The organism is Pseudomonas sp. GW823-FHT02C02 (assembly GCF_058797635.1).
The window spans coordinates 1-10,799 of sequence record NZ_JBXAJV010000012.1 but is presented as its reverse complement, the minus strand read 5'-3'; the positions used below and the strand labels follow the sequence as shown (position 1 = coordinate 10,799).

12 protein-coding genes are annotated in these 10,799 nt (G+C 60.7%); 5 read left to right on the top strand and 7 right to left on the bottom strand.

The window, feature by feature from the left end; genetic code table 11:
• Window positions 1-105: 105 nt before the first annotated feature.
• Complete coding sequence (locus AC1ROI_RS20820) at window positions 106-489, bottom strand: hypothetical protein (RefSeq protein WP_010463805.1); 384 nt, start codon at window positions 487-489, stop codon at window positions 106-108.
• Window positions 490-636: 147 nt separating this feature from the next.
• On the opposite strand from AC1ROI_RS20820, the gene AC1ROI_RS20815 reads away from it, so the two are divergent.
• Together AC1ROI_RS20815 and AC1ROI_RS20810 are read left to right on the top strand one after the other, a co-directional pair.
• Complete coding sequence (locus AC1ROI_RS20815) at window positions 637-834, top strand: cation transporter (protein WP_010463804.1); 198 nt, start codon at window positions 637-639, stop codon at window positions 832-834.
• A gap of 219 nt (window positions 835-1,053) precedes the next feature.
• Window positions 1,054-2,250, top strand: a complete 1,197-nt coding sequence (locus AC1ROI_RS20810) for a multidrug effflux MFS transporter (RefSeq protein WP_102595216.1) — start codon at window positions 1,054-1,056, stop codon at window positions 2,248-2,250.
• Window positions 2,251-2,258: 8 nt separating this feature from the next.
• Here the strand turns inward: AC1ROI_RS20810 and AC1ROI_RS20805 are convergent, their stop codons facing one another.
• The 3 genes from AC1ROI_RS20805 to AC1ROI_RS20795 form a co-directional block, all read right to left on the bottom strand.
• Entirely contained in the window at window positions 2,259-2,432 is a 174-nt protein-coding gene (locus AC1ROI_RS20805) for a hypothetical protein (RefSeq protein ID WP_010463800.1), read from the bottom strand.
• Window positions 2,433-2,582: 150 nt separating this feature from the next.
• On the bottom strand, window positions 2,583-3,596 hold the full coding sequence (locus AC1ROI_RS20800) for a zinc-binding alcohol dehydrogenase family protein (protein WP_102595215.1): 1,014 nt from the start codon (window positions 3,594-3,596) through the stop codon (window positions 2,583-2,585).
• A gap of 32 nt (window positions 3,597-3,628) precedes the next feature.
• Window positions 3,629-3,922, bottom strand: a complete 294-nt coding sequence (locus AC1ROI_RS20795; protein ID WP_102595214.1) for a putative quinol monooxygenase — start codon at window positions 3,920-3,922, stop codon at window positions 3,629-3,631.
• A gap of 116 nt (window positions 3,923-4,038) precedes the next feature.
• On the opposite strand from AC1ROI_RS20795, the gene vimR reads away from it, so the two are divergent.
• Both vimR and AC1ROI_RS20785 read left to right on the top strand, forming a co-directional pair.
• Window positions 4,039-4,968 carry a transcription regulator VimR gene (vimR, locus tag AC1ROI_RS20790; RefSeq protein WP_010463794.1) on the top strand — a complete coding sequence of 310 codons (930 nt, stop codon included), beginning with the start codon at window positions 4,039-4,041 and terminating at the stop codon, window positions 4,966-4,968.
• Between the two features lie 297 nt (window positions 4,969-5,265).
• Window positions 5,266-6,000: an ArsR/SmtB family transcription factor gene (locus AC1ROI_RS20785; protein ID WP_010463793.1), complete on the top strand. Its 735-nt coding sequence runs from the start codon at window positions 5,266-5,268 to the stop codon at window positions 5,998-6,000.
• 96 nt (window positions 6,001-6,096) lie between these two features.
• On the opposite strand, the gene AC1ROI_RS20780 is transcribed toward AC1ROI_RS20785, so the two are convergent.
• The 3 genes from AC1ROI_RS20780 to AC1ROI_RS20770 all read right to left on the bottom strand — a co-directional run bounded on the left by AC1ROI_RS20780 (window position 6,097) and on the right by AC1ROI_RS20770 (window position 9,324).
• Window positions 6,097-7,050: an adenosine deaminase gene (locus AC1ROI_RS20780; protein ID WP_102595213.1), complete on the bottom strand. Its 954-nt coding sequence runs from the start codon at window positions 7,048-7,050 to the stop codon at window positions 6,097-6,099.
• Between the two features lie 82 nt (window positions 7,051-7,132).
• Complete coding sequence (locus AC1ROI_RS20775; RefSeq protein WP_102595212.1) at window positions 7,133-8,098, bottom strand: 2-oxoglutarate and iron-dependent oxygenase domain-containing protein; 966 nt, start codon at window positions 8,096-8,098, stop codon at window positions 7,133-7,135.
• 143 nt (window positions 8,099-8,241) lie between these two features.
• A complete protein-coding gene (locus AC1ROI_RS20770) occupies window positions 8,242-9,324 on the bottom strand; it encodes a BMP family ABC transporter substrate-binding protein (protein ID WP_010463786.1) in 1,083 nt (360 codons plus the stop codon).
• Between the two features lie 298 nt (window positions 9,325-9,622).
• Here AC1ROI_RS20770 and AC1ROI_RS20765 point away from each other — a divergent pair, with 298 nt between their 5' ends.
• Window positions 9,623-10,711 (top strand): calcium:cation antiporter, encoded by a 1,089-nt coding sequence (locus AC1ROI_RS20765; RefSeq protein ID WP_010463784.1) that lies wholly within the window; start codon window positions 9,623-9,625, stop codon window positions 10,709-10,711.
• The last annotated feature ends 88 nt before the right edge of the window (window positions 10,712-10,799 follow it).

Here is a 10,799-nt window from a genome sequence, read left to right as displayed (position 1 = left end):
GTGTGGAAATGCAGCCGGGACGCTCCGCGTCCCATTTAAAAGCCCAACGCAGAGCGTCCGTTGAAGTGTTCCCCCCGCAGAGCATGGGAACGATCGGTGTGGCGATTAGTAGTCGAGAGCGGTGGGCTTCAGGTACATCCCTTCCTGCGTCATCGCAATCCGGAACTTCAACACGTCCCCGGCCTTGAGCGTGATGTTCTGCGAACCCGGTGCGAGCATGCCCGGGTTGCAACCCGGTGCCTGGCCCGGCAACAGTTTGAGGCGCAGGGACACAGTGCCCGGCGGCAGGTTGAACGAGGTGCTTTGTTCCTGGAACAGCCGCGCCGACAGTTGGTCCTGGATGTAGACGCCGATCTCGCAGGAGGTCGCGACTTCGAGGCGCTCGCGAGAAATGATCAGTACGCCATAGTCCTCCCCGGCGGCTTGAACCGAAGGTGTCGCGGCAAATAGGCTGAGGAAGCCAAACAGGCTGAGAGCTGACCAGCGCATGGCTGAATCTCCTGAAGTCGAGTCATTGATGCACGCAGCTTGGCCGAGCGCGACACCGATTGCCAGCCCGGCAGATATCGGCAGAACTTGACCTTGCCATGGTGGCAAGCCCGAGACTGCTCGCAACCTCATAAAAGGAGCCACACCATGCAAGTGTTCAACGTTCAAGGCATGTCCTGCGGTCACTGCGTCAAAGCCATTACCCAGGCGCTGCAAGCCAAGGATCCGGCGGCCAGCGTGCGGGTCGATCTGGCAGCCGGGGAAGTCGGTGTGGAAAGCGCGCTGACGACCGAGCAAGTGATCGCTGCGATCACGGAAGAAGGCTACGACGCCAAACTCGCTTAAGCCCAGGCACAATCCCCTGTAGGAGCGAGCCTGCTCGCGATAGCGGTGTGTCATTCAGCGTTGATGTTGACTGGCACCCCGCTATCGCGAGCAGGCTCGCTCCTGCAGGTTTTATATTTATCCAATGATATTTAATAGTTAGCGAGCTATCGGAATGTTCAAGGCGTCCATGCGCGGCTAGACTGTCGGGCTGCCGACCCATGCCCAACTGGATGCCTGATGAACTTCCGTACCATTTTGATTCTTGGCGCCCTGAGCGCTTTCGGTCCGCTGGCAATCGATTTCTATCTGCCGGCGTTCCCGGCGATGGCACTCGCGTTCGGTACCGATGAGAAACACGTCCAGCTGACCCTGGCCGCGTACTTCCTGGGCCTGTCCCTGGGTCAACTGGCATACGGACCGGTGGCGGATCGCTTCGGGCGAAGGATTCCGTTGCTGACAGGCGTCGGGTTGTTCACCGCGGCGTCCCTGGCCTGCGCGTTTGCGCCAAATCTGGAATGGTTGATCGGCGCGCGATTCATCCAGGCCCTCGGTGGTTGCGCCGGGATGGTGATCGCCCGTGCGGTGGTCAGTGACAAATGCGATGCGGTGGGCTCGGCGAAAGTCTTTTCGCAACTGATGCTGGTGATGGGCCTGGCACCGATTCTCGCGCCCATGCTCGGTGGACTGCTGGTCAACACCACCGGCTGGCAGTCGATCTTCCTGGTGCTGACCGGATTCAGTGCACTGGCAGGGTTGGCCGTGGCAATCGGGTTGCCGGAAAGCCTGCCGGCACACGTTCCGCGTCAACCGCTGTCGGGGGCGTTGCGTCAGTACGGTCGGCTGTTGTCGGATCCGGTCTACCTCGGCCACGCCTTGACTGGCGGTATCGCCATTGCCGGGATGTTTGCCTACATCGCCGGTTCGCCGTTCGTCTTCATCAAACTCTACGGGGTCCCGGCCGAGCATTTCGGCTGGCTGTTCGGGACCAACGCGGCGGGTTTCATTCTGGTGGCGCAGGTCAACGCACGACTGCTGGCCAAGCGTGGCCCAGCATTTCTGCTGGTGCGTACCGTGTGGATTTACCTGGGGGCAGGCTTGACGCTGCTCGCCGTCAGTGCGCTGCACACCGAACAGTTATGGCCGCTGCTGATTCCGCTGTTTATCTGCATCGCCAGCCTCGGTTGCATCCTCCCCAATGCCTCGGCCTGCGCCATGAACGGGCAGGGCGCTCGCGCCGGCAGTGCGTCGGCGATGCTCGGGTGCCTGCAATTCAGCGTCGCCGCCGGAGCGGCCGCATTGGTCGGTGTTTTACACGATGGCAGCGCCGTGCCGATGGCCATGGTCATCAGCCTGTGCGGGATTCTGGTGGTGAGCGCGGCGGTGCTCACCCGGCGTTTGCAAAATGCCCGGGCATTAGCGCAAACCCAGGTCTGAGGGCGGACTCAGCCAGCGGCGCGCTGTTGTTGGCGGTCGGGAATTTGATGGGGCGCGAGCAATCGCGCTTCAAGGGTCTTGGTGAAGGCTAGCGCTTCAGCTTCGCTGCGGAACGTAACAGCGTGTTGGTCCAGACGAACCTGCCACTGGGATTTAGCCACTTCTTTAATCAGGATCTTCATTGCTGAACTCTCCTCTCTTAAAAGATGTTGCGTAAAAGATTGCATCGCAGAGGTTTCGATTGTAGACCCGAATACGATCGTAATTGTGACATGGGTCAATTCTCGGACTGACGGTGTCGTCCATCCGGACGACACTTGTCTCAATCTGTTTCAGAACCCTTCGAGCACAATCTTGCCCTTGGCCTTGCCGCTTTCCAGCAGCTCATGGGCGCGTCGCAGGTTGGCCGCGTTGATGGTCCCGAAGTGCTCGCCGACCGTGGTTTTCAGCGTCCCGGTGTCGATCAGCCCGGCCACGCGGTTGAGTAAGTGGTGCTGCTCGATCATGTCCGCCGTTTCGAACAGCGAGCGGGTGTACATGAATTCCCAGTGCAGCGACAGGCTCTTGCGCTTGAGTTTGGTCACGTCCAGCGCTTTCGGATCATCAATCAGCGCCAGTTTGCCTTGTGGCGCCAATGCCTCGACCAGTTGATCCAGGTGATGATCGGTCTGGGTCAGGCTGGCGACGTGGGTCACATGGTCTACACCTGCGCGTTTGAGTTCTTCACTCAAAGGCTGGCTGTGATCAATCACCAGATCGGCGCCCAGTTCGCGTACCCAGCTCTGGGTTTGCGCACGGGAAGCGGTGCCGATGACCTTCAGCCCGGTGAGTTGGCTGGCCAGTTGCGTGAGGATCGAACCCACACCGCCCGCCGCGCCGACGATCAGCAGGCTCTGGCCTTCATCGGTTTTACCTTCGCGCACTTGCAGGCGTTCGAAGAGCAATTCCCAGGCGGTGATGGCGGTCAGCGGCAGTGCGGCGGCTTCGGCGAAACCGAGGGTTTTCGGCATATGGCCGACGATGCGTTCATCCACCACGTGCAATTCGCTATTGCCCCCCGCACGGGCGATAGAGCCCGCGTAAAACACCTTGTCGCCGGCCTTGAACAGCGTGACTTCGCTGCCGACAGCCTTGACCACGCCGGCCACGTCCCAACCCAGCACTTTCGCCGCGCCGCCTTCAGGCTGGACGTTCTGGCGGACCTTGGTGTCGACCGGGTTCACCGAGATGGCTTTGACTTCCACCAACAGGTCGCGCGGACCGGCAACCGGTTCTGGCAGTTCGATGTCTTGCAGGGCATTGGCGTCGCTGATCGGCAACGAGGTGTAGTAGGCGATGGCTTTCATGTGGGGCTCCTGAACAGTAATAGATGAAGGGATCAAGCCACGGTGCGCAGGCGCTTGAGGTCGAAGTGCTCGAGAAAGTCGCCGGCCTTGGCGCGGAAGTTCTGTACATGGGCGCTGGCGTCATGGGCTTGCAGGGCTTCGTCGCTGCTCCAGTGTTCAATCATGTAAAACGCCAATGGATTGGCCAGGTCCTGATGCAAATCGTATTGACCGCAACCGGCCTCGGCGCGGGTCGGCTCCACCAGCGCACGCAGGTGTTGTTCGAGGGCGTCTTGCTGGCCGGGTTTGGCAATGAGGGTGGCAATGGCGGTGAAAGACTGGGACATGGTCGCTCCGCAAACAGGTTGATTTCGATGGGACAGATGATTGGCTATTTCTCTGCAAGATAAAACCCGCTAAAAGAGCAGTCTCTTTCAATATTTTTTTGATAATCGGGGCTGAAATGCTGCGTTTCGATGACTTGCAGTTATTTGTCCGGGCTGCTGACCTGGGGAGTCTGTCGGCTGCGGCGCGGGTGATGGACATGTCGGCGGCGGTGGCCAGTGCGGCGTTGAAGCGCATCGAACAGCAACTCGGCGCGCGCTTGCTGGCGCGCTCCACCCGCAGTTTGCGTCTGACCGCCGAAGGTGAGGGCTTTCTGGAATATGCCCGGGCCGCCCTGAGCAATCTCGACGAGGGTCGTCGCTTACTGGCCAGCGGTCAGGATCAGGTCAGCGGGATTCTGCAGTTGTCGGCACCGTCGGACTTTGGCCGCAACCTGTTGCTGCCGTGGCTCGACGAGTTCCAGCGCGAGCACCCTAAACTGACCGTGCGCCTGTTGCTGGGGGACCGTATCGCCGACCTGTTCCGCCAACCGGTGGACATTGCCCTGCGTTACGGCGAGCCGGAAGACTCAAGCCTGGTGGCACTGCCCATCGCGGCGCAGAACCGCCGAGTGCTCTGCGCCGCGCCGAGTTATCTGGCCAGGCACGGCGAGCCGCGGCATCTGGAACAACTGGCGCAGCACAATTGTTTGTTGTTCATGCTCGGTAGCCGGGTCCATGACCATTGGAGTTTCCACGACGGCAAACGCGAAGTCGGGCTGACCGTCAGCGGCGATCGCTTCAGTGACGACGCCGATGTCGTGCGGCTGTGGGCAGTGGCGGGGGCCGGGATTGCTTACAAGTCCTGGCTCGATGTCGCCGCCGATGTGCTCGCCGGCCGGTTGAAAGTGCTGATGCCGGAGTTGCTCTGTGAGCGCGCACCGCTGAATTTGCTGTGCGCCCATCGCGCACAATTGAGTAAGCCGGTGAACCTTCTACGGGAAATGCTTGCCAGCCGATGCGCTCTTTTAGGCAGTCAATTTCCGACAATATCGGGCATCGATCATTAGTCGCAGGCAAATAGCGAAATTTCTGTCAGGAACTATCACCACCCGCGCTTTCCCAAGGGCAGGAACCGGCGGTTAACCCGCTTATACTAGCGCCCGCCTCATGTACGCACCGTCGACCTCGCAATGGCGATGGCCTCACGGTCAAGCATCCGACCTTCGGCGCACCTGCGAAGCAATGGCATGGGGGAGAAGGGGCTTTGCCCGGCTTATGGCGGTTTCCGCGTCTTGGCCGACGACACATTACTGGTCAAGATGTCTCTGAGCAGCAGACGAAACGATTCAACAGGGAGTGAATACATGGAACATGCACCTTGCATCAGCCAGATCGCCACGTTGCTGGCTGACCCCAAGCGCAGCGCAATGATGTGGGCCTTGATGGATGGCTCGGCGCGGCAGACCGAAGAGCTGGCGCTATTGGCCGGCCTGTCACCGTCTTCGGCCAGTGCACACCTGGGGCGTTTGTCCGCCGGAGGTCTGTTGAAAGTCGAAATCCGTGGGCGCAAACGCTTTTTCCGCCTGGCCGCGCCTGAAGTGGGCGCGGCAATCGAAGCACTGGCCAGCGCGACGCTGGCCAGCACGCCGCAGCCCGTCCCGGACGTCTTCAAACGCACCAGCCCCATTGCCAAACCTCAGGCGGCGCCATCGTCGTTGTTGCGGGCCCGACTGTGCGACGACCATTTGGGAGGCACCCTGGCCGCCGATCTTTACCAGCGGTTGCTGGATGCCGGCTGGATCGAGCAGTTCGAACAGCGCGTCATGATCACCCACAAGGGTTCCACACAACTGGCCTCGCGCGGGGTGTTCATCCAGGCCCTGGCTCATCGCAACAGTCGAGTGGCCTGTGCGTGTCCCGACTGGAGCGAAAGACGCCCGCACATGGGCGGGTCGCTGGGCGCTGCATTGTTGCAGCTGTTCATGCAGTCCGGCTGGCTGAGCCTGCCCAATGATTCGCGCGCCTTGCAGATCACGGCCGCGGGGCAGCGGGAGATCCATCGATTCGCCAAGGAAACCGAGCTGGAGATGGCGCTTTAGAGCTGTTTGATTGACTGAATCGCTAGCTGGCTGAACACAGAGCCTGTGGGAGTGAGCCTGCAACATAGACTCTCCCACAGGGGGCTGCGCTAAGGCTTATGGTTTTACCAACCGCGCATCCAGGCTGTTTTGCGCCAAACGCTTGGCCTGATCCTGGGTCATGCCCAGGTCGGTGTACAGCGCATGGAAGTTCTCGGTCACATACCCGCCAAAGTACGCCGGGTCATCCGAGTTCACGGTCACTTTCACGCCACGCTCAAGCATGTCGAGGATGTTGTGCTGGGACATGTGATCGAACACCCGGAGCTTGGTGTTGGACAGCGGGCACACGGTCAGCGGGATCTGCTCGTCGATGATCCGCTGCATCAAACGCTCGTCCTCGATGGCGCGCACGCCATGGTCGATGCGCTGGATTTTCAGCAGGTCGATGGCTTCCCTGATGTACTCAGGCGGGCCTTCTTCACCGGCGTGGGCGACGGTCAGGAAGCCTTCGTGGCGGGCACGATCAAACACACGCTGGAACTTGCTCGGCGGGTGGCCCATCTCCGAGCTGTCCAGGCCCACGGCCACAAACGCTTCACGAAACGGCAGCGCCTGGTCGAGGGTTTTCTGCGCTTCGTCTTCGCTCAGGTGGCGCAGGAAGCTCAGGATCAAACCGCTGGTGATGCCCAGTTGCTGCTCGCCATCCTTGAGCGCCGCCGCGATGCCGTTGAGCACCACTTCAAACGGAATGCCACGGTCGGTGTGGGTCTGCGGGTCGAAGAACGGTTCGGTGTGAATCACGTTCTGCGCCTTGCAACGCAACAGGTAGGCCCAGGTCAGGTCGTAGAAATCCTGCGAGGTGCGCAACACGTCGGCGCCCTGGTAATACAGGTCGAGAAACTCTTGCAGGTTGTTGAAGGCATACGCCTTGCGCAGGGTTTCTACATCGCTCCACGGCAGGGCGATCTTGTTGCGTTCGGCCAGGGCGAACAGCAACTCGGGCTCCAGCGAACCCTCGAGGTGCAGGTGCAGTTCTGCCTTGGGCAGGGCGTTCAGCCAGTCGTACATAGTCTTTTCTCATCAGGTGCAGATGGCGAGCATTCTACAGATGCCCGTAGAAACAATTAGCAAAACCTGACCAGCCGGTTCATCACACCACGGCCTGTTCCCGTCGATAGGCGTAGGTGTCGGCGAAGCGCGAGAGCAGGAATTCAGCGCAGGTAGTGGCCGGGTACTTCGCCGGGTGCGATTCGTCCTGGCAACCGGGCAGGCATTCAATGGGCGTATCGGGGTGTGGTTCGGCGAAGAATGGCATCGAGTAACGATCGACGCCCAGCGGGCTGATCACCCGGTGCGGCGTCGACAGGTAACGGTCATTGCTCCAGCGGGCCATCATGTCGCCGAGGTTGACCACGAACGTGCCTTCGATCGGCGGCGCATCGATCCATTCGCCTTTGACGTTGCGCACTTGCAGGCCACCGGCGGCGTCCTGGTACAGCAGGGTAATGCAGCCGTAATCGGTGTGGGCGCCGGCGCCTTGCTGCTCCTCGGAGCTGGCGGTATGTCGCGGCGGATAATGGATCATCCGCAGCACGCTGACCGGTTCATTGAAGCGCGTGTCGAAGAAGTCGCGCTCGATGTTCAGCGCCAGGGTCATGGCACGCAGCAGGGTTTGGGCGAGGGCCTGCATGTCGATGTAATGCTGTTCCATCAGCACTTCCCAGCCGGGCATCGAGGGATGGCGGTTGGGACCGCGCAGCGGTTTTTCCGCCAGTACTTGCGGGTGGTCGGCCGGCAGGTGCAGGCCCATGTCGAAGGTTTCTTTCAGGTCGCTGGGTTTGCTCGGGTCGAGTTGCTCGGTGGCGATGGCACCGTAGCCGCGATGGTGGCGAGTCTGGGTGATGTCGATCTTGAGCTTTTCGGCGGTGGGCAAGGCGAAGAAGCGTTGGGCATGGTCGAGCACAGCGTGGATGCGTGACGCGGAGATCGGATGCCCCTTGATGTAGAAAAAGCCCCAGTCGCGGCAGGCGCGGTCGATCTTTTCGGCAACGGACTTCCAAGCGTGTTGGTCTTCGCTATAGAGCGGGGCGATGTCGATGATCGGAAGTTGGTTCATGCGCAATTCTCAAGGACGCTGAAAATTCATTGTAGGAGTGAGCCTGCTCGCGATCGCGGCGTGTCAGTCGACATTGATAGCGTCTGACACTCCGCCATCGCGAGCAGGCTCACTGCTACAAGGTTTTGTGTTGGGTTGGGGAGCTACTTCGGAATATCGGCCTTCATCCCTTCAACGTAGTAGTTCATCGACGCCAGTTCCGCATTGCTTGCCGTCGCGCCCGTCGGGATTTTTTCGGTGCCGGCCTGATCCTTGATCGGCCCGGTGAACGGGTGGAAGGCGCCGCTCTTGATGTCCGCAATGATCTGCTCGGCCTCGGTTTTCACCGCCGCTGGCACCAGGTCGCTGATCGGCAGTTCAACTGTGCCTTCTTTCAAACCGCCCCAGTAATCCTGCGATTTCCAGGTGTGGTCGAGCACGCTTTGGGTCGCTTGAATGTAATGCGGCCCCCAGTCGTTGACGATCGACGTCAGCACCGCTTTCGGCCCGAAGTGCGCCATGTCCGAAGCGTAGCCCACGGCATACACGCCGCGGCGTTCGGCTGCCTGAATCGGTGCCGGGCTGTCGGTGTGCTGGAACACCACGTCGACGCCCTGGTCGATCAGTGCGTTGGCGGCGTCGGCTTCCTTGCCCGGATCGAACCACGAGTTGACCCATACCACCTTGATCTCGGTGCCTGGGTTGTATTTGTTCAGGGCCAGTTGAATAGCGTTGATGTCGCGGATCACTTCCGGGATAGGGAAGGACGCGACGTAGCCGATCTTCTTGGTCTTGGTCATCTTCGCCGCGAGGAAACCGCCGACGTAGCGACCTTCATACGTGCGCGCCAGGTAGGTGCCGAGGTTCTTGTCCTGCTTGTAGCCGGTGGCGTGTTCGAAGGTCACCTTGGGAAACTGCTTGGCGACTTTCAGGGTCGGGTTCATGTAGCCGAACGACGTGGTGAAGATCAGGTCGTAGTTGTCCTTGGCCATGTTGCGGATCACTCGCTCGGCGTCGGCACCTTCGGCGACGTTCTCCACATAGTTGGTGGTGATCTGATTGCCGAACTTCTCGGCCAGCGCCTTGCGCCCCTGTTCATGCTGATACGTCCAGCCGTGGTCACCGATCGGGCCGATATAGACGAAGCCGACTTTCAGCGGGTCGGCGGCGCTGGCGGTCAGGCTCGCGCTCAGACCAATAGCCGCGGCAACGGCGCAAAGCAGCTTCTTCAACGGACGTTTGTGCATGAATTCGAACTCCATGTTGTTGTGAGGTGGGCAGAGGCAATGCAAATTGCTGACCAACAGGACAACAAAAACGCCGAAACCGTGTAATGGCCTTCGCGGGCAAGCCTCGCTCCTACAAGAGCGACGCCAACCTGCAGGAGCGAGGCGTGCCCGCGAAGAGCCCCGCAAGGCCAATAAAAGTGCACGTGTCAAACCTGCTGCCATCCACTGGTGCGCTAAGGTGTAACGAAACGTTAGCGCCGCCCCGCAGTCAGTAGCTCATCACCCTGATCGCTTCACTCGGCACAAAAGGCCCGCAATGCTCACACTCCTCAAGCAAGAAAAGTTTCTGTTGCTGGCCGTGATTGCCGCGCTCGTCGCTTATCCACTGGAACACTGGATGCTGCACAGCGGCCAGCCCATCGCGCTGACCGCTGGCCTGGTGCTGATTGCCTTCATCGTCGTCGCCTCCATGCGTGTCGCCCATCACGCCGAACTGCTCGCGGAAAAAGTCGGCGACCCTTACGGCACCATGATCCTGACCCTGGCCGCCGTGCTGGTGGAAGTGGTGATCCTGGCGATCATGATGAGCAACGAAGCCTCGCCAACCCTGGTGCGCGACACGATTTACTCGGCGGTGATGCTCGACATCAACGGCATCCTCGGCCTGGCCGCGTTGATGGGTGGGATCAAGCACGGTGAGCAGTCGTACAACGACGACTCGGCCCGCAGTTACAGCGTGATGATCCTCACCGCCATGGGCGTTTCCATGGTGGTGCCGGAGTTCATTCCCGAAGCTAACTGGAAGCTGTATTCGGCGTTCACGATTGGCGCGATGGTCGTGCTCTACACCCTGTTCCTGCGTATGCAGGTCGGGCCGCACAGTTACTTCTTCAGCTACAGCTACCCGGAAAAACGCCGCAGGAAAGTCCCGGAGGAGGAACCTGAACCGGTCAATCTGGCGCTGAGTATCGGCACGTTGGTGTTCGGCGTTGTGGTGATCGGCGCCTTGGCCGAAGTGATGTCCAAGACCCTCGACCTGGGCCTGGAAGGCACGGGTGCTCCGCCGGTGATTACGGCGATTCTGGTGGCGGCCATTTCCGCGGCGCCGGAGATCCTGACGGCATTGCGCGCGGCCTTGGCCAACCGCATGCAATCGGTGGTCAACATCGCCATGGGCGCGTCATTGTCGACGGTGATCCTGACGGTGCCGGTGATGGAAGCGATGGCGCTCTACACTGGCCAGCCGTTTCAGATGGCGATGACCCCGGTGCAGACGGTGATGATCTTCCTCACCCTGATCGTCAGCGCAATCAACCTCAACGACGGCGAAACCAATGCCATCGAAGGCATGACCCATTTTGTGTTGTTTGCGACGTTCATCATGTTGTCGCTGCTGGGCCTCTGAACACACCACAAATCCCCTGTAGGAGTGGGGGGGGGGGGGGGGGGGGGGGGGGGGGGGGGGGGGGGGGGGGGGGGGGGGGGGGGGGGGG

Coding starts and splice junctions, on each gene's coding strand:
- AC1ROI_RS20820 (WP_010463805.1), bottom strand. CDS start 489: ATGCGCTGGTCAGCTCTCAGCCTGTTTGGCTTCCTCAGCCTATTTGCC.
- AC1ROI_RS20815 (WP_010463804.1), top strand. CDS start 637: ATGCAAGTGTTCAACGTTCAAGGCATGTCCTGCGGTCACTGCGTCAAA.
- AC1ROI_RS20810 (WP_102595216.1), top strand. CDS start 1,054: ATGAACTTCCGTACCATTTTGATTCTTGGCGCCCTGAGCGCTTTCGGT.
- AC1ROI_RS20805 (WP_010463800.1), bottom strand. CDS start 2,432: ATGAAGATCCTGATTAAAGAAGTGGCTAAATCCCAGTGGCAGGTTCGT.
- AC1ROI_RS20800 (WP_102595215.1), bottom strand. CDS start 3,596: ATGAAAGCCATCGCCTACTACACCTCGTTGCCGATCAGCGACGCCAAT.
- AC1ROI_RS20795 (WP_102595214.1), bottom strand. CDS start 3,922: ATGTCCCAGTCTTTCACCGCCATTGCCACCCTCATTGCCAAACCCGGC.
- vimR (WP_010463794.1), top strand. CDS start 4,039: ATGCTGCGTTTCGATGACTTGCAGTTATTTGTCCGGGCTGCTGACCTG.
- AC1ROI_RS20785 (WP_010463793.1), top strand. CDS start 5,266: ATGGAACATGCACCTTGCATCAGCCAGATCGCCACGTTGCTGGCTGAC.
- AC1ROI_RS20780 (WP_102595213.1), bottom strand. CDS start 7,050: ATGTACGACTGGCTGAACGCCCTGCCCAAGGCAGAACTGCACCTGCAC.
- AC1ROI_RS20775 (WP_102595212.1), bottom strand. CDS start 8,098: ATGAACCAACTTCCGATCATCGACATCGCCCCGCTCTATAGCGAAGAC.
- AC1ROI_RS20770 (WP_010463786.1), bottom strand. CDS start 9,324: ATGCACAAACGTCCGTTGAAGAAGCTGCTTTGCGCCGTTGCCGCGGCT.
- AC1ROI_RS20765 (WP_010463784.1), top strand. CDS start 9,623: ATGCTCACACTCCTCAAGCAAGAAAAGTTTCTGTTGCTGGCCGTGATT.